Origin of the sequence: Streptomyces sp. NBC_00038 (assembly GCF_026343635.1) — a bacterium.
Classification (GTDB): Bacteria; Actinomycetota; Actinomycetes; order Streptomycetales; family Streptomycetaceae; genus Streptomyces.
The window spans coordinates 252,507-275,763 of sequence record NZ_JAPELQ010000002.1 but is presented as its reverse complement, the minus strand read 5'-3'; the positions used below and the strand labels follow the sequence as shown (position 1 = coordinate 275,763).

The following is a 23,257-nucleotide window of genomic DNA, read 5'->3' as shown; positions in this document are numbered from 1 at the left end:
AGGGCACATCCAGCCGTGATCGAGGCAGTGATGGACCGCTTCGATTGGCCCGGCAACTGGGCGCGTTCATCCCTGACTTCGCCCTGGTATCTCCCTCTCTGAGCCCCGATGAAAAGCTGCGGCGGCATCATTCACCCTGTCAGGAGACAGCAGTGACCATCGACAGAAACCTCCCCGAGACGGTCGTGCCAAATCGGGTCCGCCCGCTGCGGGTGGCCACAGCGAGCTTCGTCGGAACCGCCATTGAGTGGTACGACTACTTCATCTACGGCATGGCTGCGGCAATTGCGTTCGGGCCGCTGTTCTTCCCCGCCGTCTCGTCTGCCGCGGGAACTCTGGCTGCCTTCGCCACGTACTCGGTCGGATTCCTGGCCCGCCCGGTGGGCGGCATCATCATGGGCCACTTCGGTGACCGGGTCGGCCGCAAGTCCATGTTGGTGATCTCCCTTCTCACCATGGGAATTGCCACGGTGGGAATAGGACTGCTCCCCACCTACGCCACTATCGGCGTCTGGGCCCCGATCCTGCTCGTGACCCTGCGCTTCATCCAGGGGCTAGGGGTCGGTGGAGAGTGGGGCGGAGCAGTCCTCATGGCTGTCGAGCATGCCCCGGATCGAAAGAAGTCCTTCTACGGCAGCTTCCCGCAGATGGGCGTGCCAGGAGGGCTCATTATTGCCAACCTGGTGTTCCTCGGCCTCACGACCAACCTCAGCACCGACGCCTTCCTCGCTTGGGGATGGCGAGTGCCCTTCCTGGCGAGCGCGGTCATGGTCGTGGCCGGTCTGGTGATTCGGCTCACCATCTCCGAAAGCCCGGACTTCCAGGCGGTCAAGCAGGCGAAGTCGGAGCACCGCATGCCCATCGTGACGGTGCTGAGGGAGAACTGGAAGGAAGTGGTTCTCTCCGCCGGAGCCTTCATCGGTATCAATGCGGTCGGCTATATCTTCATGGCCTACCTGCTGTCCTATACGACCGCCGTGCTCGAATTGAGCAGGAATCTCATCCTGGTCTTCACGCTCATCGCTTCCCTGGTGTGGCTCGCGGTCATACCCTGGGCCTCCGCTCTCTCCGACCGACACGGCCGGCGGAGGGTGCTCCGGGCCGGCTCCATCGGCCTTGTCGCGTCTGCGATTCTCCTGTTCCCAATGATCAACACCGCGAACCCCGCCATGATTCTGCTTGCACTCTTGGTGACGGCGGTATTCATGGGTGTCGTTTACGGGCCCATAGCGGCACTGTTCTCGGAACTCTTCAAGGCTGAGATCCGCTACAGCGGGGCCTCCCTCGGCTACCAACTGGGATCGATACTGGGTGGCGGTCTCGCGCCGACCGTTGCCACGGCTCTCTATACGAGCTGGGCGTCGACCACGCCGATCGCGCTGTACCTCACGGCGCTGACTCTGATCAGCCTCGGCTGTGTGTGGCTGGTTACCCGCAGAGCGGATTGACGCCCGGGCGCAGAGTTCGACCAGTTGGGCAACACACTGGTCGAATTCTCGCCGTCGCTTGAGGCCTCGCTGTTCGGTGGCGCTGTTCCGCCCCGAGATCTCCGTCCGAGACACCGGCAGTCGCTCACCAGGCGACGTCGAGCGACATCAAGACCCGGATCTGGCACAGCTCCTGGGGAGCGGTCGCGGAACGCTCCCCGAGCTTCGAGTCGGCCTACAGACTCGCGAGTCTCCGCAGCGCCTGCTCGGAGGCCGAGCCCGGCTCTGCGGCGAACAGGTCCAGGCCCCAGCACGATGGATCGTCGGGCAGCGCGATGAGCTCGCCGTGCAGGGTCAGTTCGCCCACGACCGGATGGTGCAGGACGTACGCCCGGTCCCGGACCTGCGCGACCGGGTGCTCCGCCCACATCCGAGCGAAGTCCCCGCTCAGATCCCGCATGTGGTCGATGTGTGCCGCGAGCCCGGCGTCCCCGCGGTACCGCCCGAGCAGAACGCGCAGATGTGCCACGTGCTCGCGTGCCGCCCGTTCCCAACCGGTGCCGTGCAGCTGGAGGTACGAGTCGGTGAACCACAGGTGCGAGATCGTGCGGCGGCTCTCCGGCAGTGCGGGAAAGTCGCCGAACACGGCCACCGCGAGCCCGTTCCAGCCGAGGATCTGGGTGTGCCGCCCGACCAGCAGCGCCGGCGTCATCACGAACGACTCCAGCAGGTAGCGCAGGCCCGGACGCACATCGGACGAGGCCACACCCCCCGCACACGGCCGGGGGCGCCGTGCGATCCGGTGCAGGTACGCCGATTCGTCCGCGTCCAGACGCAGCGCCGCGCCGACGGCGTCCAGAACCTCGTCCGAGACGGCCTCGCCCTTGCCCTGTTCCAGACGCGTGTAGTGGGCGATGCTCACGCCCGCCACACGGGCCAACTCCTCACGCCGCAGGCCCGCGACCCGGCGTACTCCGCCGTAGTCGCGCAACCCGACGTCCTCCGGGCGCAGGCGGGCACGGCGTGATTTGAGGAAGTCGCTCAGCTCGGTCCGGTCGTCCACGTGACGACTTTACGCCGGGGCGCGCCGTGGGTGATCACGCCGTGAGTACGCAGAACACGGGCCTGGGTCCGCGGCCCTGGCAGTTCCAGGCTGTGAGGCGGGCCCCCCACGCGACCGGCGTGGCCCTGCCGCGCTCGCTCGCCGCCCGTCGGCTCCTGGCGTGGCATCCACACCGACGAACGGAGAGAAGCCATGCCCCAGACGCTCGGACTCATCGGCAGCGGAATGATCGGGTCTTCCGTTGCCCGTCTGGCCGTTGCGGCCGGCCTCGAGGTTGTCCTCAGCAATTCGCGTGACCCTGAGACACTCGCTGACCTTGTCGCCGACCTGGGCGGGAGTGCCCGAGCCGCCACACCGGCAGAGGCAGCACGCGCAGCGGACCTGGTGGTGGCGGCCATCCCGCTCAAGGCCTACGAACAGCTCCCCGCCGACGCCCTGGCCGGCAAGACGGTGCTGGACACGGCGAACTACTACCCCCAGCGGGACGGCCACCTGGCCGAACTGGACGCCGGTGAACTGACGTCCAGCGCTCTGATGCAGCGTCACCTCGCGGACTCCCACGTCGTCAAGGCACTGAACAACATCACCCCGCACCAGCTGGTCTCCCTCGCCCGGCCCGCGGGCGCGCCGGACCGCAGCGCCCTGCCCATCGCCGCGGACGACGCGGAGGCCAACACGGAGGCCACCCGGCTGTTGGACATCCTCGGCTACGACACGGTGAACATCGGCGCGCTCGCCGCCAGTTGGCGAAGTGAACCGAACACACCGGTGTACGTCCAGCCCTACCTCGGCGAAACACCCCCCATGAACGTCGAGGCCTTCTTCCGCTGGACCCTCCAGACACCCGGCATCGTCGTTCCCGCAGCGGAGATCGACGAGCTCGTCAGGACCGCGGTTCGCCTGCCGGCGGGCGAGACCCTGCTCCCGAGCGACGACTGACTCCCGAACCCGGCGCGCCGGCGACGACGTGTCTCACTCCCGGGGCACCCTGTCGCGCGGGTCGGCCGTCCCGTCGGCCGATGGTGAGGGCGGTCGGCCGGTGAAGGCACGCAGGGCCAGCCCGATCCTGATCTCCTCGCTGTCCAGAACCGATTGCAGCCGGCGCAGGACGATGTCGTCGATGATGCGCTGGTCGCGCATGCGGATCAGGGCGCTGCGCTTGACGCCGATCAGGGTGCGGCGCAGTTCGAGCCCGGCCCGCACACCGGGCCATGTGTCGGACGGTCCTGCGCCCTCGGCCGCGTACTGGCGCAGTTCGCTCACGATGGCGTCGGCTGTTCCCGGCGGCGTATCCAGGCGCTCGGCGTAGGCGGGAAGGACTTCCAGCGCGGCATCGACCATCCGGCGGTGGGCATGGCGTTCCTCGGTGGTCACGTCGGGGTCGCCTCGAAGGCCGGCCCAGCGGATCACCGCGGGCATGGTCGTCCCCTGGACGACCAGCGTGACCACGATGACGGCCACGGCGGTGAACACCAGCAGTCCGTGCCCCTCGATCGGCCGACCGGCAGTTGTGGTGGTCGGGACCCCGAGGGCGGCCGCCAGTGACACGGCCCCGCGCACCCCGCTCCAGGCGACGGGGAACCGTTCCCGGGCGCTGGAGCGCAGCGTGCGCTGGACCGGTCGGCGGTCGACGGCGCGGAGGAGGTAGGGCACCGAGTACAGCCACAGCAGGCGAGTGGCGATCACCACGCCGCCGACCAGCGACGCGGTGACCACGGCGTGTCCCAGCGAGACGGAACCGATCGCGCTCACGATGGCGGGTGTCTGGATGCCCACCAGGACGAACAGGGCACCGTTGAGGATGAAGGTGCTCACCTCCCAGAAGTCGGTGATCTGCACTCTGGCGCCCGCGCTGATCACCTTGGGGCCTGCCTGGCTGAGGATGAGACCGCAGGTGACCACCGCCAGGACGCCGGAGACGCCCAGGAGTTGAGCGGGCAGGTAGGTGGCAAATGGGGTGAGCACGGCCAGGGCGCTCTCCAACACGCGGTCGCGCAATCGCCTGCGCAGCGCCACCACGACCGCGGCGCAGGCGGCGCCGATCGCGACACCGCCCGCGTAGGACAGCAGGAAGCGTGCGGCGGTGCCCGACCAGGTGACGGCCTGTCCCTGAACGGCGACCCCGACGACCACCGCGTAGAGGGCAAGCGCGGTGCCGTCGTTGATCAGGCTCTCCGCCCGCAGGACGGTCTGGATCCGGCGGGGCAGGAGCCGGGCGACCGCCCCCACAGCGATGGCGTCGGTGGGGGCGACGACGGCGCCCAGGACGAAGGCGAGCGGCCAGGAGAGGCCCAGTGCGTGCCCCACCCCCGCCACGGCGGCAGCGGTGGCCAGCACCAGGCCGGTCGCGAGCAGCACGATGCCGCGCAGATTCGTCCGGATCTCGCGGAGCGAGGTGGTCAGCGACTCCCAGTGGAGCAAGGGCGGCAGGAAGAGCAGCAGAACGACAGGAGGCGGCACGACCAGCGTGCGGAACTCGGGCGTGAGACCGATCAGGCAGCCACCCGCCACCAGCAGGACCGGCTCGTTCCAGCGCAGGCGACGAGCCAGCCACGTCATGACCAGCACAGCCGCGAGAACGACCACGACGACTTCCAGGCCCCGCATTCGGCACCGCCCTCCTGGCAGTCACTCCTTCCGTGGGTGGTTCAGCCCTGGGCGAGTTCGGCCAGGGCGTCGAGACGGGTGGGCGTCCAGCCGAGCTCGCGGCGCGCCCGGGCACCGCTGAACTGCTGGTCGAGGGCGAACGCCTCGGCGATCGGTCCCATCCGCCGTACGGACTCCGCGAGGGTCAGCGACTCGATCCGGTCCGGGCATCCGGCGGCGCGGCTGAGGGCCCGCGTGATGTCGGACAGGGGAAGGTTCTGGCCGCCCACCCCGGCGTAGACGGAACCGGCCGTGGCGTTCAGGGCCAGGACGTACAGCTCGGCGATGTCGTCGACGTGGACCAGCGCCCAGTGGTTGGCGCCGTCCGCGATGCAGGGCACGGCACCCGCGGTGCGCCCCGGCTCGACGAAGAACGACTGCGCCAGTCCACCGGAGCGGCCGTAGACCAGCCCTGGCATCACCACCACCGGGCGCTCTCCGGTGGCGGCCCGGGCGAGCACCCGCTTCTCGTTCTCCAGCCGCCAGGCGGTGATACGCGGCGGGCTCAGTGGGGCGTCCTCGTCGACGACCCCGTCGGTGTCGCCGTACACCCACACCCCGCCCGTGTGCACATAGGGGCCGCTTCCCACGCCGTCCTGCATCGCCTCCGCCGCCGCGCGGTCGACGTCCGCGGTGCCCTCGGCGTAGTCCACCCCGAGGTGGATGACCCCGTCGGCTGCGCGGGCCGCCTCACGGAGGACTTCGGTGTCGGTGAGCGACCCGGAAACCGGGGTGGCACCGAGGGCCGACACGGTGCGTGCCGCGTGCTCGCTGCGCGCCAGCGCCGTCACGGCGATGCCGTGCCCGGTCAGTGCCCCGATGGTGGAGCGGCCGATGTAGCCGGAGCCGCCTGTGATGAAGATCTGCATCGCTCTCACGGTCCTTGTGGGTGGAGGAGCGACGGGGGAATCCGCCGCTCCTCCACCCTGGGTCCGTGCCTCCGCCGGCGTCCAAGACCTCTTCTGTCAGCGGTGATGCCCTCAGGGCATCAGTGCTGGGCAGCGGCGATGTCGGCGAACTCCGGGAGCAGCGGGGAGTGGCGGCCGGCGCTCCAGGCGAGGCAGACCTCGCCCGGGCCGATGTCGTCGACGGGCACATGCGAGACATCGGTGTGGGTGTAATAGGCCGCCGTGGACAGCGGAAGGACGAGGACGCCCCCGGACGTCGCGACGTGTTCCAACTTCTCCTCGACGGTGGCGAACGAGGGCCGCGGCCCGGCCTCGTCGCCGCCGGTCCGCTCGGGCAGATCACGCCACTCGGGGACGGCGTCGGGGTCCTGCAGCAGCCGCTCGGAGGCCAGATCCGCGATGACGATGGACTCCTTGCCCGCCAGCCGGTGGTCCGCCGGCAGTACGGCGACGCGGGGCTCCCGGAAGAGCGGGCGCAGCTCCAGCCCGCGACGGTCGACGGGCAGCCGTACGAAGCTCACGTCGAGAACCCCCTCGTGCAACCCCTGGACCTGGTCACCCCAGGAAGTGCGCACCACCTGCACACTCAGCTCCGGATGCCTGGCGGAGAAGGCGCGCACCGCGCCGGTCACGGTGATCCCGGGCATGAAGCCGACCGTGAACGCCGTGGAACCGTGGGCTGCCTGCTGGACCCGGCGGAACAGGGCCTGCGAGGTGGCCAGCAGAGGGCGCGCGTCCTCCAGCAGTTGACGGCCGGCGGCCGTCAACTCCGTGCTCTGCTTGTTCCTGGCGAACAGCTGCGCGCGCAGCTCCCGCTCCAGCGCGCGGATCTGCCGGGACAGCACCGGTTGAGTGATGTGCAGCCGCTCGGCGGCCCGGCCGAAGTGCAACTCCTCGGCCACCACCACGAAGTAGCGCAACTTGCGCAGATCGACATCCACGACATCTCCCGCCATGCAGACCCCACGTTCCAGACTAGTTCTTGCGGACCGTGTCATCGGGGAGCCCGGCCACGGTGCGGCCGGCGTGCGGATGCGTCTGTGGCGGGAGGCGGCCAGGGACTGTAGCTCCTGCACCTCGCTAGGCTGAGCCTCGTATGTGATCGACAGGAGGCCGACGTGACCGGGACGACGCCGACCGAGACGACGGTGGCCGACGTGATGGCCGAGTTGGCCGGGCTCGAGGACCCGAAGACGCGCGAGGTGAACGAGAGACACGGCGACGATCACGGTGTGAACCTCGGCAAACTGCGCGCACTCGCGAAGCGGCTGAAGACGCAGCAGGAACTCGCCTGCCGGCTCTGGGAGACGGACGACACCGCGGCGAGGCTGCTGGCGATCCTGATCTGCCGCCCGAAGGCGTTCGAGCGCGACGAGTTGGACGTCATGCTGCGCGAGGCGCGCACGCCCAAGGTGCACGACTGGCTCGTGAACTACGTGGTGAAGAAGAACCCGCACTCCGAAGAGCTGCGCCTAGCCTGGTCCGCCGATCCGGATCCGGTGGTCGCGAGTGCCGGCTGGGCGCTGACCACCGAACGCGTGGCCAAGAAGCCCGAGGTCCTCGACCTGACAGGACTGCTCGACGTCATCGAGGCGCAGATGAAGGACGCCCCGGATCGCCTGCAGTGGGCGATGAACCACTGCCTGGCTCAGATCGGGATCGAGCACGCCGAGCACCGCACCCGTGCAATGGACATCGGTGAGCGCCTGGAGGTGCTCAAGGACTACCCGACGTCTCCGGGCTGCACGTCGCCGTTCGCGCCCATCTGGATCACCGAGATGGTGCGCCGACAGCACGACAACGACAAGCACGACAACGACAAGCACGACAACGACAAGCACGGCAACGACAAGCACGACAACGACAAGCACGGCAACGACAAGTAGGAAGCTGCGTCGGAGACACCGTCAGCGGCGTCGTGAGGGCTCGGAAGGCTGTGCGGACGTGGCGAGGGCGGTCGTCGCGTCCACCACCGGGACCGTGGCCCCGGGCCTGAGGCGGAGGCGGAGGCTGAGGACCATGCCCACGGCCGCGCAGGCACAGGTCATCCACCAAGTGGACTGCCAGCCGCCGGTACGGGTGGCCAGCCATGCGGCGAGGGTGGGACCGACGAAGCTGCCGGCGTTGAAGAGCTGCTGGATCAGGCCCATGGTGGCGGGGGCGGAACCCCCTGTCGGTGTCAGTTCACCGATCATGCTCAGCAGAGCGGCTGGTATCGCGCCGCCGATCAGTGAGAAGGCCGCGACGCACAGGAACTGCCAGGTGGTGCCTGCGGGCAACGCACGCCAGTGGGGGACGAAGGCCAGCAGCGATGTGGTGGCCATGAGAGTGAAGGCGGGGATGAGGAGGACGCGGGCGGGCAGGCCGCGTTTCATGAACGCCGCCGTGGTGATCGAGCCGATGGCGTTCGCCGCACCGACCAAGGCACTCAGCACACCTGGCCAGATGCCCGTCATTCCGCTGTCGCGGTAGATGGTCGGCAGGAACCCGACCACGGCCATCCACTGGAGGGTGTAGCAGGCGAAGACGAGCCCGGCCGTCCATGGGGCGGGGGCTCGGACGGTGCGGCCGATGCGGGCGAGGGCGGCCGCCGCGGCACGGGCACCGCGTACGCCGTCGCGGGGAACGCGGGCCAGGACGAAGGGCAGCGGCGCCAGTGCGAGCACGGCCATGGCCCACCACCACACCCGCCACGGCACCACCTGCAGCACCAGCGCGCCGGTGATGAGCCCGGCGAAGGTGGAGATGCCCTGGTAGGCGCCCCAGAAGCCCATGGCCGTGGTGAAGCGGCCGGGTGGGGTGCTGCGGCGGATCAGCCCCGGGCCGGTCACCGCCACCAGGATGAAACCGGCACCCTCGACCGCCCGGGAGGCCAGCAGAGGAGCTGCCGACCAGGCGAAGCCGCCGCCCGCCGATCCGAGGAACAGCAGGACCAGCCCCAAGCTCAGGCACCGTCGCTCGCCGATCAGTTCGGCCAGGAGCGAGATGGCGAGTCCGCCGAGCATCCCGGCCAGCTGGACGATCCCCAGCAGGGTCCCGGCCTGGACCAGGGGCAGCGACAGGTCGTGCCGCAGGTACGGGAGCGCGGGCGGCAGCTTCCACACCTGCAGCCCGGCAGCAACCCCGGCGGACACGATGACGATCCAGGAGCTGCCGGTGCCGGTGCCGGTGGGATGGGTCGTCGAGGCCATGGCGGCGGTCCTTCATCAGGGCGGGAGTGTGGAACGTCCCGCCACCTTGACCACACACCGGGTCATGTGCGCAATACAAGCCCTATGAAGTGCGACAGATGCTTAGTGGCAAGCTGCTCAAGTGGCAAAATGCGCACCATGACACCGATGGACCCCTTGGATGCCCGGATCGCTCTCGCCCTGGACGACGACCCCGACGCCACGATCCTCGCCCTGGCCCAGACTCTGGGGGTGGCCCGGAACACCGTTCACGCCCGGCTGCGGAGGATGGCCGCCGACGGCACGCTCAAGCCCTTCAGCCGGCGCGTCGACCCCGCCACCCTCGGATACGGCCTGGTGGCGTTCATGTCGCTCACGATGAGTCAGGCCGAACCCGAGGGCGTCCATGAGGGATTGCTCGCCCTCCCCGAAGTCATCGAGGTCCACTACACCACCGGCGACGCCGACCTCCTCGCCCACGTCGTCGCCAAGGACACCACGGACCTGCACCGCATCACCAAAGCGATCCTCGCCATCGACGGAGTCGACCGGACCAGCACGGCCATCTCACTGGCCGAGGTCATCCCGTACCGCCCCCGGGCCCTCCTGGACCGACTGGCGAAAGGATGAGCCCACGGAACTTCCTCAGTCGTCGAGCAGCCGCCAGGCGGTGAGGGCGAGCCCGGCGCGTACCAGTCCGGAGGGCTGGGTCAGTTCGAAACCCAGGGCCTTTCCGATCTGTTCGAGTCGGCGGGAGACGCTGCTGTGGTGCAGATGGAGAAGGTCGGCGGCCCGGCGGAGCGAGCCGGTCGCACAGTAGGCGTCCAGAGTCTCCAGATCCTCTGGGTTGTCGGCCATGCGAAGGATCGCGGCCACGTCGGCATTTTCCCGCGCGGTGTCCTGGGGTATCTCGGCGAGGAGCGCCAGCGCACCCAGGTCGGCGTAGCGGATGACGGGTTCGCGTGGGGTGGTGAAGCGGAGGGCGGTGCGCGCTTCCCGCCAGGACCGGTCGGGGCTGTCGGCGGCTCCGATGCCCGCGCGTACGCCTGCCGGAAATTTGGCCAGGTCCTCCCTGGTGGCCAGGATGACTCCCACGTCGGCGAGCGGTGCCGCCTTCACAGGGCGGCCCGGGCACACCAGGCAGCCGATCTTGTCGAGCGGAAGCTGCGACCGTACGGCGACGACACGGACCGGCAGGTCGGCGGCAAAGCCCAGGAGCCGTAGCGCCCGAGCTCTCGCCGCCTCGTCGCTGTCGGGGCTGATGACCAGTTCGACGAGGGCGGGGTCGGCCATGGTGGTGCGGGCCGGGCCGTACCGCTCGACGACCGCCGCGGCGGCCAGGGCGAGCCGGTCCAGCATCAGTTCGTCGAGCGAGCCGGGCGCGCCGGAGCGTTCCAGCCACACCGTGCCGATCTCCTCCTCGTCGAGTGTGATCGACGCCGTGGTGGACGCGGGTGACGGCGGAGTTGACGCTTCCCTGCCGTCCGACGAGACGCGGATCGCCCGCCCCGTGCCGTGCAGCCGAATCCCGGCCACACACTCGGCGAGAACCCCCGACGCCCGGGCGAGCGCCGGGAGATCCACTCGCCGACGCATCAGCGTGTCGTAGAACATCACCACCCGGATCGCGCCTTCGGCTTGGGAATCCAGGTGCGACAGCCGTACGGCCAGAGCCTCCATGGCTGGAGGATAGAGCCTCCCCGGCAGCAGGAGCGGCGCCAAACGGTGCGCGATCCGGGCGAGTTGGCCGACGGACGGCGGATGAACTCGGGGGCGGCGACCGTGAGGATGGCCGACATGGATCCCGAACTCGAAGCATTCATACCGTTGTTCCCCCGGACCGACCTGACCGACCCGGCCACCGACCGCAAGAGCTTCGCCGGTCTCGCCGCCGCGGTGCCACCACCGGACACCGCCGGAATGGAGATCGAGGACCGCACGGTGCGCGCCGATCCGGACGTGGCGGTGCGGATCTATCGCCCGCACCAGGCGCAGGGCGCCATCGTCTGGCTGCACGGCGGCGGATTCGTCATGGGCGACCTGGACACCGAACACCCGTGGGCCACCCGGGTCGCGGAAGCCTCCGGCGCGGTGGTGATCTCGGTGGGCTACCGGCTGGCCCCCGAGCACCGGTTCCCGGCCGCCTTCGACGACGCCTACGCGGCGCTGGTCTGGACAGCCGAGCACGCGGCCGAGCTCGGCGTGGACCCGGGGCGGATCGCGGTCGGTGGTCACAGCGCCGGCGCGGGGATCGCGGCCGCGGTGGCCTTGCGGGCGCGTGATGAGCAAGGGCCGCCGATCCGCTTCCAGTTGCTCAACCAGCCCGAGCTCGACGACCGGCAGGAGACATGGTCGGCGCGGAACTTCACCGACACGCCCTGGATGAATCGCGACAAGATCGCCGCGACCTGGCGGCACTACCTCGGCTCCACACCCGCCACGGCGTACGCCGCCCCGGGGAGGGCCGCCGACCTGTCCGGCCTGCCAGCCGCCTACATCGCCAGCGCGGAGTTCTGTCCGAACCGGGACGAGGACATCACCTACGCGCTGCGCCTGCTCCAGGCGGGTGTGTCGGTCGAACTGCACCAGTGGCCGGGCACGTTCCACGGCTCGCAGGCGATCGTGTCCGCCGAGGTCTCGCAGCGGCAGATGGCCGAACTGGGCGCCGCGCTGCGCCGCGCCCTGGCCGAGTGAGCCGTCGATGTCGAAGAGCGCGGGGAGTGTCCCCGCTGCACTCACTGATCATGAGAGGACGGCGTCATGAAGATCCGACTGGTCGTGTGCGGAAGCGTGGCCGCTCTGAGCGTGAGTGCGGGCATGGCGACGGGAGTTCCGGCGCTCAACGCGACAGGGGTCGTACCGGCCGCCAGTACGAGCACATCGGCCGGCTTGGATTCTGCGGGGCTGAAGTCCGCACTGGACGGTGTCCACCGTGCGGGGATGCCGGGTGTGTACGCCGAGGTGCGCGACGCCGGCCAGGTGTGGCGCGGCGCTTCCGGGGTCGCCGATGTCACGATCGGCCGCCCCATCAAGGCCGACATGCGGCAGCGTGTCGGCAGTATCACCAAGACGTTCACCGCCGCCGCGGTCCTGCAGCAGGTCGAGAAGGGCCGGATCCGGCTCGACGCGCCGATCGGCGGCTACCTGCCGCGGTTGGTACCGGGGGAGCGCGGCAAGAAGATCACGGTTCGGATGCTGCTCAACCACACCAGCGGCATCGCCGAGTACCTCCCCTATGCGTTCCCGTCGTTCAATGCGTGGCCTTCTCTGCCGGACTTGTCGCCCAAGAGCCTGGACGACAACCGGTTCAGGCAGTTCCGCCGGGCTGAGCTGATCAAGATGGGGCTGACGGCGCCTGTCGTCGGCGAGCCGGGAGGTACTCCAGGGGTGTACTCCAACACCAACTACCTGCTCCTCGGCCAACTCCTGGAGCAGGTGACCGGCACGACGGCAGAGAACTACATCACCCGGAACGTCATCGAGCGCGCAGGGCTCCAGCACACCGAGTTTCCGTCGGGGCCGCGTATCAACGGGCCGCACTCGCGGATGTACGAGGCGCTGTTCGGCTTGATCGACCCGCCGCGCGACTACAGCGTTTACAACATGTCCTGGGTGACGACAGGGGCCGGTCTGGTCTCGACCACGGAGGATCTCAACCGCTTCTACGACCTGCTGCTCGGCGGCGAGATCGTCAACAAGTCATCGCTGGCGCAGATGCAGCGCACGGTCCCGGTCGTCAGCCTCGAAGGGCAGCAGATCGACTATGGCCTCGGACTGCAGAAGGTCACGATCCCGGGGTGCGGCACCTTCTGGGGCCACGACGGCACCGTCTGGGGCGCCCTGACGATGTCCTGGACCCGCGCCGACGGCAGGCGGCAGATGTCCGTCGCGATGAACCTCGCGAGGTGGAACAAGCTGGACGCTTCGGGGAACCCGCAGCACCACCCCATCGACGACGCGCTGTTGACCCTCCACCAGCAAGCGATGTGCGGGAACGGAGACGCCCCGGCTGAGAATGCGTCTCGATGAGGTCCAGTCGGGAGGAGCTGGTAGTGGCGAAGGATGCTCCGGCCTTGAGGTCGGGGCATCCTCGGAGGCGTCAGGTGGTATCCGCGAGAAGGAGCTCCAGGGGCCGTGGCACACGGGCCGGATCGAGGTGCTCCACGAGCGCGCGTGCGTACTGCGCCTTCCTGCCGCTGTGCGTGCCCAGGAAACGCCGGAGCTGCTGCTCCACGGTGCGCTCGCGCTGGGCGGGCTGCTTCTGGAAGGTACGGAAGGAACGCAGCTCACCCTGTTCCTCGACGACCTGCTGCACCGAGTCGGCCCCGAGCGCGCGGATCAGCTCGTCCTCGAGGTCCGCTTCACAGACGTAGAAGGCGCTGAACGTGAGCCCCGCCTGCTCCACGCTGCGCCGGAAGTAGGGTTCCTCGCCGACATCGCAGAGGCCCGCCAGCCGCAGGCCGAGGCCCTGCGGGCCGAACAGCTTCAGGAACCTTCCGATGCTCGTCGCACCCCCCAACGGCACGATCGCGATGCCCTCCGCATCGAGATCCCGGCCGCGGCGCGCGGCCAGCGCTTCGAGGGCGGCTTGGTCGCTGACGCCTTCGACGAGCACGACCATGTCCAGGCCGCCGGCCAGTTCCCGCGCCGCGGAGGCGGCATGGGCACTCCCGGCCGCCCATTGAACTGCCGCCCGGCTGAAGCGTCTTGTGTCATCCATGGGCATGAGTGTCTCTCGCCGTCCGGCGCACTGCGGAGCGATTTTCCGGGGAGGCTGCGGGCCGGGGTCAGTGCGGTGGCTCCGACGAGCCGCTCCTGGCGCCAGGCCTTCGAGGACCGCGGGAAGGCGACCGTGCTGCCCGCCGGGTCGGTCCGGGGGAGTGACTCGGTCGTCGCCATCAGGCGCGGTTGTAGCAGCGCTCCAGCTCGTTGAGGTCGTAGAGGCTGCCCTTGGCGGTCGGGCTTACAGGAGGGCTTGAGTGCGGGGTCTCCTTCGCGTTGTAGAGCACCCGCACGACGTACTGGGTGCCCTGCCCGGTGGACGCCTTCATGATGCGATCCAGAGACGCGCCGACCAGCGGCACGGCGGTGCAGACCAGGGCCTGTACGCACAGCCACGCGATCCCCGCTGGCGGCACCAAAACGTCGCAACGGACAAAGACAGCGGCTGCGGTGTTCGCGACCGGGAAGCGCTCCTCGTCGAACGACAGCCCGCCAGGGTCAGGATCTCTCCTTGCGGTGATGTCGGTGACCCATAGCTGGTCCCGGGCGTGACGGGTGAAGTTCCGTTCCACCAGGTCGGCGACCGTGGGCGTCACGTGCCTGGCGCGGGGGCGCCGGTTGCCGTGCAGGCCGGCGCGCTGGATCAGCAGTTCCACGGTGCCGTGGCTGACATGGATGCTCAGGCACAGACGGAATTCGGCGTGCTCCCGGCGCGTGCCGCAGGTGCCGCGGGAGGCGGTGTGGATGCCCACGATGGCCTCGGTCAGCCAGGCGTGCTTGACCAGACGGTTGGACGGCGGCCGGTCCCGCCAGGCGTAGTAACCGGATTCGGCGACGTGCAGGACCCGGCAGGCCAGCTGCACCGGCAGGTGCTCACGGGCCATCACGCGGATGGCTTCGAACCTCCTTTTGGGGATGTCACCTCACCCAGCAGTTCGGCGGCCTGCCGGTGGATGGCCAACTCGGCCTCCAGCTCGGCGATGCGCTTTCGGGCCGCAGCGAGTTCGGACAGGTCGCTGTTGGTCGTCCCGGGCAACTGACCTGTAGCGATGAGGTGCTGGCGACACCAGGCACAGATCGTCTGATCGCTGATGCCGAGGAGTTGGGCGACCTCGGCGACCTTCTTTCCGGATGCGACGAAATCGAGAACCTTGCGGCGGAATTCGGGCGGGTAGCTGCGGGCATCACGGCCTTCGAAGGCTGCTGGATCGGCAATTGTCCAGCAATCCGACTCCACCAGAACCGGGTGTACCAGATCCCGCAGCGGCTATCCGATCTCTGCGATCTCGATGTTGACCTGGCGGTCGTAGAGGTCCTTGAGAACGGATTTCGGGGTCGCCTCGTCCACGATGACGAGGTCGAAATCCGTGAGCGGCGCCAGGGCGTGCAGAGCCCGGCGTTCGAACTTGGTGTGGTCGACGTAGAGAATCCGCTTGGCGGCGACATCCATCATCGCGCGTTTGAACGCCACTGTGTCCTGGGTCTGGTGGTAGCAGCTGCCCGCGGTGACGGCAGATGTCGAGAGCACGGTGAGGTCGACCGAGAGGCCCCGGATGGCATCGACAGTCATGCCGCCGAGGAAGGCGTCGCCTGCTTCGTGGTACATGCCGCCGAGACCGATCAGACGGATGCCCGGCGCGCCCTTGAGCTCGCGGATGATCGGCAGGAAATTGCTGATCACTGTGGCTGGGCCCGCGTCGCGCAGCATGCGGGCGAAGTGGATGCCGGTGGTGCTGTCGTCGAGCATGATCGCCTGTCCGGGCTCGACGTACTGCAGGGCTGCCCGGGCGATGGCGCGCTTGGCCGCGGCCTGGCTCTCGAGCCGTACGATCACGCTGCTCTCGAAGAGCGCCGACGGCTCCACGCTCGCGCCGCCGCGGGTCCGGCGCAGCAGTCCCTGCCGGTCCAGCGCGGTGACGTCTCGCAGGATCGTCATCACGCTGACGCCGAACTGCTCGGCCAGATCCTCGTTGCGCACCGAGCCCTCTTCGATGACCTGGGTGAGGATGCGCTGTTGGCGCTGCGACGGGCGTAGTGCCCCCCGGTCGTCGGACTCGTCCGTGACCACGGTGCCGTCGCTCTCACTCACCGGTGTTGCCTCCTGTCTGGGTGCACACGCTGCTGTTCTGCACGCATCAGCCTAGGCGGTTTCTTCCGGTGTGCTGCGCAGGCCGGAAGAAGGGGAGCGAGGGGCGGACGACGGCTGTCACTTCGTTGTTAGGGAGTGGGTGGATGCTGCCGCTGACATGCCGGGCAGACATGGCAGCCCCCGCGGTGGGCCGGTCGAGGTCTTGTGGGGGACGCTCGGTCCACGCGGGGACCACATGGCGGGCAGGGTTTGTCAGTCGGCGCGGGCCAGTTGGGCGCGGGCAGCCTCGGCGACCGCTTCGGAAGTGATGCCGAACTCCGTGAGCAGCACATCCATCGGAGCGGACTCCCCGAAAGAACGGAGCCCGATGACGGCGCCGTCCCGACCGACGTAGCGTTCCCAGCCGAAAGGAGACCCCAGCTCCACGGCGACACGCGCCGTGAGGATGGGAGGTAGTACCTCGTCCCGGTACTCGACGGGCTGGCGCTCGAACAGTTCCCAGCACGGAAGACTCACCACGCGGGCCCGGATGCCGTCGGTCGCCAGCTTGTGGAAGGCCTCCAAGGCGAGGTGCACCTCGCTTCCGGTGGCGATCAAGAGAACTTCCGGGGGTTCGTTGCCGGTCGGGTCGGCCAGCACGTAGCCGCCCCTGGCCAGGCCGGACGCCGGACCGTAGACCGTACGGTCGAGGGTGGGCAGGGCCTGGCGGGTGAGGGCCAGTGCGGCCGGAAAGCCGCCCTCTCCGGTGATCACGCGCCATGCCTCGGCGGTTTCGTTGGCGTCGCAGGGGCGGAAGACGTCCAGGCCGGGCATCGCGCGCAGCGAGGCGAGATGCTCGATCGGCTGGTGAGTGGGCCCGTCTTCGCCGACCGCGATCGAATCGTGGGTGAAGACGTGGACGACCGGCAGTTTCATGAGGGCGGAGAGCCGCAGCGCCCCGCGCGCGAAGTCGGAGAAGACCAGGAACGTCGACCAGTAGGCGCGCAGCCCCGACAGGGCGAGCCCGCTGGAGACCGCGGCGGCGGCGAACTCCCGGACGCCGAAGTGGAGATTGCGTCCCTGCGGATGGTCCGCAGTGAAGTCTCCGGCGCCGTCGAACGTCAGTGTCGTCCTTGTCGACGGCGCGAGATCCGCCGAACCACCCAGCAGCCATGGCACGTTGCGGGCCACGGCGTTGAGCACCTGTCCGGAGGAGTCGCGGGTGGCGAGGCCCTTCGGGTCGGCGGGGAAAGTGGGGATGCCCCGACCCCAGCCGACTGGGAGCTCCTTGCGCCGTATCAGGCGCAGCTCCTCAGCGAGTTCCGGGTACTGCTCCGCGTACTCCTTCAACTGCTTGTCCCAGGCCCGGCGCAGTGTGTGCCCACGTTCGGCGATACCGGCCTCCATGTGCGTGTACGCCTCGTCGGGTACCAGGAAGTGGGAGTCCTCGGGCCAGCCGTAGAACCGCTTGGCGCCGGCTGCTTCGTCCTCGCCGAGCGGCTCGCCATGGGCGGCCGCCGTGCCCTGCTTGGTGGGTGAGCCGTAGCCGATGGTGCTCTCGACGATGATCAGGGTGGGCTTGGAGTGTTCGGTGCGGAAGGCGCTGAGGGCATGGCCGATCTGTGCTCGGTCGTTGGCGTCGGCAACGTGGACGACCTCCCAGCCGTACGCCCGGAAGCGGGCGCCGACGTCTTCGGTGAAGGCCAAGCCGGTGCTGCCTTCGATGCTGATCCGGTTGCTGTCGTAGATCCAGCAGAGGTTGGCCAGTTTCAGATGCCCGGCGAGCGAGGCGGCCTCGGCGGCAACCCCCTCCATCAGGTCGCCGTCGCCGCACAGCGCGTATGTGTCGTAGCCGAAGAGCTTGCGGCCGGGGCGGTTGTAGCGCGCCGCGAGCCAGCGCGCGGCGACGGCCATGCCGACGGCGGAGGCGACACCGGTGCCCAGCGGACCGGTGGTTGCCTCGACTCCGGTGGTCAGGCCGTACTCGGGGTGTCCGGCGCACCGCGAGTCCAATTGCCGAAAGCGGCGGAGGTCTTCGAGGCCTACGGCCGGGCGCTGTGACTTCGTTGCGTCGGTGGTGACTTCCGTGACCCGGGCCAGGTGGAGGAGCGCGTACAGCAGCGCCGAGCCGTGGCCGCCGGAGAGGACGAAGCGGTCGCGGTTCGGCCACAGGGGGTCGGCCGGGTCGTAGCGCAGGAAGCGGTGCCACAGGGTGTGGGCGGTGGGGGCGAGTGCCATCGGTGCCCCCGGGTGGCCCGAGTTGGCCGCCTGTACGGCGTCGATGGCCAGGGTGCGGAGTGTGGCGACGCACAGGTCGTCGAGGCGGTCGTCCTCGGTGTGTGACTCAGGCACCGGGGGTCTCCTCGGTGCCGAGCGCGGCGCGTATGCCGGCGGTCAGTTGTTGCCAGGAGTCCTGGAAGCGGGCGACGCCGTCGGTCTCCAGTTCCTCGGTGATGGTGTCGAGGGCGATGCCTGCGGCGCCGAGGTCCTCAAGCGTGCGGCGGGACCGCTCGTACTGGCCTCGGACGGTGTCGCCGCGCACCGTTCCGTGGTCGATGACTGCGCCCAAAGTGGTGGCGGGCATCGTATTGACGGTGTCCGGTGCGGCGAGTTCGACGACATAGCGGGTGTCGTCGTATGTGGGGTCCTTCACCCCCGTGGATGCCCACAACGGGCGCTGCGGCCGGGCGCCGAGGGCGGCGAGAGCCTGCCAGCGCTGCCCGGAGCGGACCTGCTCGTGGAGTTCGTAGGCGAGTCGCGCGTTGGCGATAGCGGCTTGCCCGCGTAGGTCACGCGTCTGTGGGGTGTCCTTCTTGTCGAGGACCGTGTCGACGGCGGCGTCGACACGGGAGACGAAGAAGGAGGCGACGGAGGCGATGCGCGAGACATCGTGGCCCGCCCGCACGGCGCGTTCCAGTCCTTCCAGATGGGACTCCATGACCTGCCGGTAGCGGGTGAGACCGAAGATCAGGGTGACGTTGACACTGATGCCCTCGGCGAGGCAGTCGGCGACCGCAGGCAGGCCCGCGTCCGTGGCCGGGATCTTGATCAGGACGTTGGGACGGTCGACCAGCCAGTGCAGCAGCCGGGCCTCGGCCAGGGTGCCGGCGGTGTCGTGCGCGAGACCGGGAGCGACCTCGATGGAGACCATACCGTCGATGCCGCCGGTCGCTTCGTGGACCGGGCGCAGAATGTCCGCGGCGCGCCGTACGTCGGAGCAGGTGAGTAGCCGCAGGGCGTCGGCAGGGCTGGTGCCGAGCCGGGCGAGGCCGGCCAACTGACGGTTGTAGGCACTGCTTTCCGTGATGGCCTGGTGAAAGATCGTGGGGTTCGTGGTGACGCCGACGATCAGGCCGTCGCGTATCTGCTGTTCCAGCTCGCCGGAGTTGAGACGGTCGCGGCTGAGGTCGTCCAGCCAGACGGCGGTCCCGGCGTCGTTGAGCTGTCGCAGTGTGTCGTTCAAGGGTGCTCCTGGAGAAGGGTGTTGGCATGCCCCGGGCAGGGATCGGGGGAGTGGCGGGGGGCCGGCCGGCTGAAGGCCGGCCCCCAGCCGAGCGGTCATTTCTCGTTGGCCAGGTGTCCGCTCTGCAGGTTGGCGTCGACGAGAGCCGGAAGCCGCTTCAGGAAGGCGTCCTTGCCGGTCACCACGTGGTCGAGGTACGCGGCCACGCTGGATTTCGTGATGGGCGGCATGATGTACGAGTACTGCTTGCGGACCGGCTTGTCCTGGGCGACGCGCAGTGCGACGGCGAGGCCCTCGGCGAGTTCGACTCGGCCGTGCTGCAGCGAGGAACCGATGAAGTCGCCGCTCTGGACGGCCCGCAGTCCGTCTTCGATTCCGTCGATCCCGACCACCGGTATCTTCTTCGCGCCGCCCTCCTTCAGCGCCTGCACCGCTCCCAGGCCCATGTCGTCGTTCTCGGAGACGATTCCGTCGAAGTCTTCGCCGAAGCTGGACATCCAGTTCTTGACCTTGTCGACGGCCTGGTCGCGCTTCCAGTTGGCGGTGTCCTTGGCGAGCACCTTGATGTCGGGGTACTTCTTGAGCACGTTGTTGATACCCCGCGTGCGGTCCAGTTCGGGGGACGACCCGAGTGGCCCCTGCAGGATGGCGATGTTGCCCTTGCCGCCGAGCTTGTCGGCCATCATCTGCATCTCCTGCTCCCCGGCCTTGACGTCGTCGGGCAGCACGGTGGCGGCCAGTGCCGAGGAGCTGGTGAGTGTCGTGTTCACGGCCACCACCGGTATCTTCTTCGCCTTGGCCTCCGCCATCTGCGGAGCGAGCGAGTTGGCCTCGACCGGCACGATGACCAGGGCGTCCACGCCGGAGTTGACCAGCTGTTCCACCTGGTTGGCCTGGGTGCTGACATCACCGCCGGCCGAGTTCCAGACCAGTTCGATGTCGTGGGCCTTGGCGTAGGCCTCCATGCCTTCCTTGCCCTGGGTGATGAAGGACGACATGTCGTAGACGGTGACGCCGACACGGAGCTTGTCGGCGCCCGTGTCACCGGCTCCGCACGCTGCCGTCGTCACCAGTGCCAGGACGCACGCGGCGGTGCCCGCCGACCGCAGTGTTCTTCTGTGCATGAGAGTTACCTTTCTGAGGGGCAGAAGGGTCAGCGGCGCCGGCTGTTGGCCCATACGTCGACCGATACGGCGGCGACGATGAGCACGCCCTTGATGACCTTCTGCCAGTAGGCGGGCACGACGAGGATGTCGAGACCGTTGTTGAGGGTCTGCATGAGGAAGAGGCCAAGGACGGTGCCCCATACCGTGCCGCGGCCGCCCATGAGGCTGGCGCCGCCGATGACGACAGCGGCGATCGCGTCGAGCTCGTATCCAGAGCCGAGCGTGGGCGGGCCGGACAGCACCCGCGACGCCAGCATCACGCCGGACAGGCCGGCCAGGAGGCCGCTGATGGCGTAGACGCTGAACAGCACCCGGTGCGCCTTGATGCCGGCGAGTTCGGCCGCGACCCGGTTGCCGCCGACCGCGTAGACCCGCATGCCGTACGCGGTGTAGCGCATGACCACGGCGAGGACGACGATCCCCACGATCATCACGACCACAGGCAGTTGGAGCCCGAGGACCCGCGTACTGGCGATCTGGTTGAAGTTCGCGGGCAGGCCGTTGATCGGTGCGCCGTCGCCGATGACGTAGGCCATGCCCGACGCCCCGGTCAGCATGCCCAACGTGGCCACGAACGGTGGCACGTTGAGCCAGGCAACCAGCGCTCCGTTGATCGACCCGGCGACGAGACCGACGGCCAGGCCGACCAGCAGGGCGGTCCACAACCGCTCCGGATGCCCCGCGACGGTGGAGGCGGAGGCCATGGCGCTCACGGCGATCACGCTGCCCACCGACAGATCGATGCCACCGGTGAGGATGACCAGGGTCTGGCCGACCGCGATGAGTGCAAAGGGCGCGGCCGCGATGGTGATCGTCTGGAAGTTGTCGAGCGTGCCGAAACGGGCGCTGCGATAGCTGAAGTACAGGACGACCAGCAGCATCACGATGACCATCGCGTGGCTGAGTGCGAACTCCCGCAGCCGCGCCGCGCCGAACCGGCCCAGTGGTGCCGCCCCTTCGGCGGGGACGGTCGCGGGAGAGGGGTCTGTGGGCGGTGACTGTTGGGTGATCATGATGCGTCGTCCTGGGGGTGCGGGAGAGTGGTGGACATGCCGTCGAGCCCGGCGGCGAGACGGAAGATGCGGCTCTGGGCGTCCGCCGAGGACAGTTCGGTGCGGTCGAGGCTGCCCGCGATGGCGCCGTCGCGGATCACGTGTACGCGGTGGGCGAGTCCGAGGATCTCGGCCATGTCGGAAGAGGCCATGACCACGGCCATACCGGCGGCCGCGAGGTCGGTGACGATGCGGTAGATCTCGCTGCGTGCGCCAACGTCGACACCGCGGGTCGGCTCGTCGAGCAGCAGCACCTTGACGTGTCCGGTCAGCCATCGGGCGAGCACGACCTTTTGCTGGTTGCCCCCGGAGAGGGTGCCGACCTGCTGGCCGAGGCCCTTGCTGCGCAGGTGCACCGAGGCCATCGCCCGGTCCACGGCCTCCGTGCGTGAGCGGCGGCGCAGCCAGCCGGCGAGGCTGAAGTCGGGCAGCCGCGGGAGCGTGGCGTTGTCGAGCACGCTCATCCCGAGGACCAGTCCGGCTCCCTTGCGGTCCTCGGGGACCAGGGCCATGCCCGCTCCGATCGAGGATGCGGCGTTGTGACGGCGTACCGCCGTACCTGCCACGGTGATCTCACCACCGGTGCTGGAGCGCGAACCGAACACGGCCTCCAGGAGTTCCGTGCGCCCGGCACCGACCAGACCGGCGAGGCCGACGATCTCCCCGGCCCGTACCTGGAAGCTCACCGGCTCCGGATAGCCCGCCACTTGCAGATCGCGGACGTGCAGGGCCACTTCGTCGCCGGTGGCGGGCAACTCCGGGAAGAGGTCGGTGAGTTCGCGTCCGATCATCGCGTGGACGATCTCGTCGTCCGTGATGTCGGCGCAGGGGCGGTCCTCGACGATCGCCCCGTCCCGCAGGACCACCACGCGGTCGGCGATCGCGCGGATCTCCTCCATCTTGTGGGTGGTGTAGAGCATGGTGACGCCGCGCTCGCGGAGCGTTTCGACGACGCCGTACAGCCGCTCCACCTCATGGCCGGAGATGGCGGAGGTCGGCTCGTCCAGCAGCACCACGCGGGCGCCCCACGAGGTGCTCTTGGTGATCTCGACGATCTGGCGCAGTGCCACGCTGAGTCGCCGCATCGGGGCCTGGGGGTCGATGTCGACGCCGAACACCTCGAGCATCTCGCGTGCCTGAGCCGCCATCCGACTCCGGTCGAGCAGACCGGAGCGGCGTTTGAGCTCCCGGCCGGCGAAGAGGTTCTCGTAGACCGTCATGTCGAGGATCGGAGCCAGTTCCTGCGGCACGATCCCGACGCTGAGTTCACGTGCAAGCCGTGCGTCCGCGAGGCGCAGGGCCACTCCGGCCACGGACACGTCCCCGGCGTCGGGCCGGACCTGTCCGGACACGATCTTCATCAGGGTCGACTTGCCGGCGCCGTTCTCACCGGCCAGGGCTGTCACGGTGCCGGGCGCAAGGGCCAGGGACACCCCCCGCAGGACGGAGATCCCGCCGAAGGCCTTGACCAGGCCCCGGCATTCCAGGGCCGTCTTGCTCACGGTGCCTCCCGCTGTCGGACTGTCGTGCGTCTCGCGCGTCGCGGCCGCGCCGGTTGATCCGGTCATGTGC

Annotated in this window: 21 protein-coding genes; 6 read left to right on the top strand and 15 right to left on the bottom strand. The window is 69.1% G+C overall.

Features of this window, described 5'->3' with window-relative positions:
* Nucleotides 1–152: 152 nt before the first annotated feature.
* Nucleotides 153–1,448, top strand: coding sequence for an MFS transporter (locus OG219_RS44430; RefSeq protein ID WP_266836870.1), 1,296 nt, complete (start codon nt 153–155; stop codon nt 1,446–1,448).
* Nucleotides 1,449–1,662: 214 nt separating this feature from the next.
* Here the strand turns inward: OG219_RS44430 and OG219_RS44425 are convergent, their stop codons facing one another.
* Nucleotides 1,663–2,490: a helix-turn-helix domain-containing protein gene (locus tag OG219_RS44425; RefSeq protein WP_266836868.1), complete on the bottom strand. Its 828-nt coding sequence runs from the start codon at nt 2,488–2,490 to the stop codon at nt 1,663–1,665.
* 165 nt (nt 2,491–2,655) lie between these two features.
* Between OG219_RS44425 and OG219_RS44420 the strand changes: the two genes are divergently transcribed.
* Nucleotides 2,656–3,429 carry an NADPH-dependent F420 reductase gene (locus tag OG219_RS44420; protein ID WP_266837938.1) on the top strand — a complete coding sequence of 258 codons (774 nt, stop codon included), beginning with the start codon at nt 2,656–2,658 and terminating at the stop codon, nt 3,427–3,429.
* 33 nt (nt 3,430–3,462) lie between these two features.
* Here the strand turns inward: OG219_RS44420 and OG219_RS44415 are convergent, their stop codons facing one another.
* From OG219_RS44415 to OG219_RS44405, 3 genes are all read right to left on the bottom strand, one after another.
* The gene (locus tag OG219_RS44415; protein ID WP_266836866.1) at nt 3,463–5,097 is read right to left on the bottom strand and encodes a Na+/H+ antiporter; all 1,635 of its coding nucleotides are present in this window, start codon (nt 5,095–5,097) and stop codon (nt 3,463–3,465) included.
* A 41-nt stretch (nt 5,098–5,138) separates the two neighbouring features.
* Nucleotides 5,139–6,005: an NAD-dependent epimerase/dehydratase family protein gene (locus OG219_RS44410; protein WP_266836864.1), complete on the bottom strand. Its 867-nt coding sequence runs from the start codon at nt 6,003–6,005 to the stop codon at nt 5,139–5,141.
* Nucleotides 6,006–6,124: 119 nt separating this feature from the next.
* Nucleotides 6,125–7,000 carry a LysR family transcriptional regulator gene (locus tag OG219_RS44405; protein WP_266836862.1) on the bottom strand — a complete coding sequence of 292 codons (876 nt, stop codon included), beginning with the start codon at nt 6,998–7,000 and terminating at the stop codon, nt 6,125–6,127.
* A gap of 204 nt (nt 7,001–7,204) precedes the next feature.
* Here OG219_RS44405 and OG219_RS44400 point away from each other — a divergent pair, with 204 nt between their 5' ends.
* Nucleotides 7,205–7,930 carry a DNA alkylation repair protein gene (locus OG219_RS44400; RefSeq protein ID WP_266837937.1) on the top strand — a complete coding sequence of 242 codons (726 nt, stop codon included), beginning with the start codon at nt 7,205–7,207 and terminating at the stop codon, nt 7,928–7,930.
* Nucleotides 7,931–7,951: 21 nt separating this feature from the next.
* On the opposite strand, the gene OG219_RS44395 is transcribed toward OG219_RS44400, so the two are convergent.
* Entirely contained in the window at nt 7,952–9,235 is a 1,284-nt protein-coding gene (locus OG219_RS44395; protein WP_266836860.1) for a CynX/NimT family MFS transporter, read from the bottom strand.
* A 147-nt stretch (nt 9,236–9,382) separates the two neighbouring features.
* On the opposite strand from OG219_RS44395, the gene OG219_RS44390 reads away from it, so the two are divergent.
* On the top strand, nt 9,383–9,844 hold the full coding sequence (locus OG219_RS44390; RefSeq protein ID WP_266836858.1) for an Lrp/AsnC family transcriptional regulator: 462 nt from the start codon (nt 9,383–9,385) through the stop codon (nt 9,842–9,844).
* Nucleotides 9,845–9,859: 15 nt separating this feature from the next.
* Here the strand turns inward: OG219_RS44390 and OG219_RS44385 are convergent, their stop codons facing one another.
* Nucleotides 9,860–10,894, bottom strand: a complete 1,035-nt coding sequence (locus tag OG219_RS44385) for a helix-turn-helix domain-containing protein (protein ID WP_266836856.1) — start codon at nt 10,892–10,894, stop codon at nt 9,860–9,862.
* A 117-nt stretch (nt 10,895–11,011) separates the two neighbouring features.
* On the opposite strand from OG219_RS44385, the gene OG219_RS44380 reads away from it, so the two are divergent.
* Together OG219_RS44380 and OG219_RS44375 are read left to right on the top strand one after the other, a co-directional pair.
* Nucleotides 11,012–11,908 carry an alpha/beta hydrolase gene (locus tag OG219_RS44380; RefSeq protein ID WP_266837935.1) on the top strand — a complete coding sequence of 299 codons (897 nt, stop codon included), beginning with the start codon at nt 11,012–11,014 and terminating at the stop codon, nt 11,906–11,908.
* A 66-nt stretch (nt 11,909–11,974) separates the two neighbouring features.
* Nucleotides 11,975–13,243, top strand: a complete 1,269-nt coding sequence (locus tag OG219_RS44375; protein ID WP_266836854.1) for a serine hydrolase — start codon at nt 11,975–11,977, stop codon at nt 13,241–13,243.
* A 70-nt stretch (nt 13,244–13,313) separates the two neighbouring features.
* Here the strand turns inward: OG219_RS44375 and OG219_RS44370 are convergent, their stop codons facing one another.
* The 9 genes from OG219_RS44370 to OG219_RS44330 all read right to left on the bottom strand — a co-directional run bounded on the left by OG219_RS44370 (nt 13,314) and on the right by OG219_RS44330 (nt 23,253).
* Nucleotides 13,314–13,934, bottom strand: coding sequence for a TOPRIM nucleotidyl transferase/hydrolase domain-containing protein (locus OG219_RS44370; protein WP_266836852.1), 621 nt, complete (start codon nt 13,932–13,934; stop codon nt 13,314–13,316).
* Between the two features lie 178 nt (nt 13,935–14,112).
* Nucleotides 14,113–14,820, bottom strand: a complete 708-nt coding sequence (locus OG219_RS44365) for an IS3 family transposase (RefSeq protein ID WP_266836850.1) — start codon at nt 14,818–14,820, stop codon at nt 14,113–14,115.
* On the bottom strand, nt 14,820–15,173 hold the full coding sequence (locus OG219_RS44360; protein ID WP_266836848.1) for a transposase: 354 nt from the start codon (nt 15,171–15,173) through the stop codon (nt 14,820–14,822). The genes OG219_RS44365 and OG219_RS44360 overlap by 1 nt, the downstream gene beginning before the upstream one ends.
* Before the next feature lie 30 nt (nt 15,174–15,203).
* Complete coding sequence (locus OG219_RS44355; RefSeq protein WP_266836846.1) at nt 15,204–16,025, bottom strand: DeoR/GlpR family DNA-binding transcription regulator; 822 nt, start codon at nt 16,023–16,025, stop codon at nt 15,204–15,206.
* A 252-nt stretch (nt 16,026–16,277) separates the two neighbouring features.
* Nucleotides 16,278–18,356 (bottom strand): transketolase, encoded by a 2,079-nt coding sequence (gene tkt / locus OG219_RS44350; RefSeq protein ID WP_266836844.1) that lies wholly within the window; start codon nt 18,354–18,356, stop codon nt 16,278–16,280.
* Nucleotides 18,349–19,467, bottom strand: a complete 1,119-nt coding sequence (tal, locus tag OG219_RS44345) for a transaldolase (protein ID WP_266836842.1) — start codon at nt 19,465–19,467, stop codon at nt 18,349–18,351. Before tal ends, tkt begins: the two co-directional genes overlap by 8 nt.
* A gap of 95 nt (nt 19,468–19,562) precedes the next feature.
* Nucleotides 19,563–20,591, bottom strand: coding sequence for a substrate-binding domain-containing protein (locus tag OG219_RS44340; protein WP_266836840.1), 1,029 nt, complete (start codon nt 20,589–20,591; stop codon nt 19,563–19,565).
* A 29-nt stretch (nt 20,592–20,620) separates the two neighbouring features.
* On the bottom strand, nt 20,621–21,646 hold the full coding sequence (locus OG219_RS44335) for an ABC transporter permease (protein WP_266836838.1): 1,026 nt from the start codon (nt 21,644–21,646) through the stop codon (nt 20,621–20,623).
* Nucleotides 21,643–23,253, bottom strand: a complete 1,611-nt coding sequence (locus OG219_RS44330; RefSeq protein ID WP_266836836.1) for a sugar ABC transporter ATP-binding protein — start codon at nt 23,251–23,253, stop codon at nt 21,643–21,645. The genes OG219_RS44335 and OG219_RS44330 overlap by 4 nt, the downstream gene beginning before the upstream one ends.
* Nucleotides 23,254–23,257 lie beyond the last annotated feature (4 nt).

Coding starts and splice junctions, on each gene's coding strand:
- OG219_RS44415 (WP_266836866.1), bottom strand. CDS start 5,097: ATGCGGGGCCTGGAAGTCGTCGTGGTCGTTCTCGCGGCTGTGCTGGTC.
- OG219_RS44410 (WP_266836864.1), bottom strand. CDS start 6,005: ATGCAGATCTTCATCACAGGCGGCTCCGGCTACATCGGCCGCTCCACC.
- OG219_RS44405 (WP_266836862.1), bottom strand. CDS start 7,000: ATGGCGGGAGATGTCGTGGATGTCGATCTGCGCAAGTTGCGCTACTTC.
- OG219_RS44400 (WP_266837937.1), top strand. CDS start 7,205: ATGGCCGAGTTGGCCGGGCTCGAGGACCCGAAGACGCGCGAGGTGAAC.
- OG219_RS44395 (WP_266836860.1), bottom strand. CDS start 9,235: ATGGCCTCGACGACCCATCCCACCGGCACCGGCACCGGCAGCTCCTGG.
- OG219_RS44390 (WP_266836858.1), top strand. CDS start 9,383: ATGGACCCCTTGGATGCCCGGATCGCTCTCGCCCTGGACGACGACCCC.
- OG219_RS44385 (WP_266836856.1), bottom strand. CDS start 10,894: ATGGAGGCTCTGGCCGTACGGCTGTCGCACCTGGATTCCCAAGCCGAA.
- OG219_RS44380 (WP_266837935.1), top strand. CDS start 11,012: ATGGATCCCGAACTCGAAGCATTCATACCGTTGTTCCCCCGGACCGAC.
- OG219_RS44375 (WP_266836854.1), top strand. CDS start 11,975: ATGAAGATCCGACTGGTCGTGTGCGGAAGCGTGGCCGCTCTGAGCGTG.
- OG219_RS44370 (WP_266836852.1), bottom strand. CDS start 13,934: ATGGATGACACAAGACGCTTCAGCCGGGCGGCAGTTCAATGGGCGGCC.
- OG219_RS44365 (WP_266836850.1), bottom strand. CDS start 14,820: ATGGCCCGTGAGCACCTGCCGGTGCAGCTGGCCTGCCGGGTCCTGCAC.
- OG219_RS44340 (WP_266836840.1), bottom strand. CDS start 20,591: ATGCACAGAAGAACACTGCGGTCGGCGGGCACCGCCGCGTGCGTCCTG.
- OG219_RS44335 (WP_266836838.1), bottom strand. CDS start 21,646: ATGATCACCCAACAGTCACCGCCCACAGACCCCTCTCCCGCGACCGTC.
- OG219_RS44330 (WP_266836836.1), bottom strand. CDS start 23,253: ATGACCGGATCAACCGGCGCGGCCGCGACGCGCGAGACGCACGACAGT.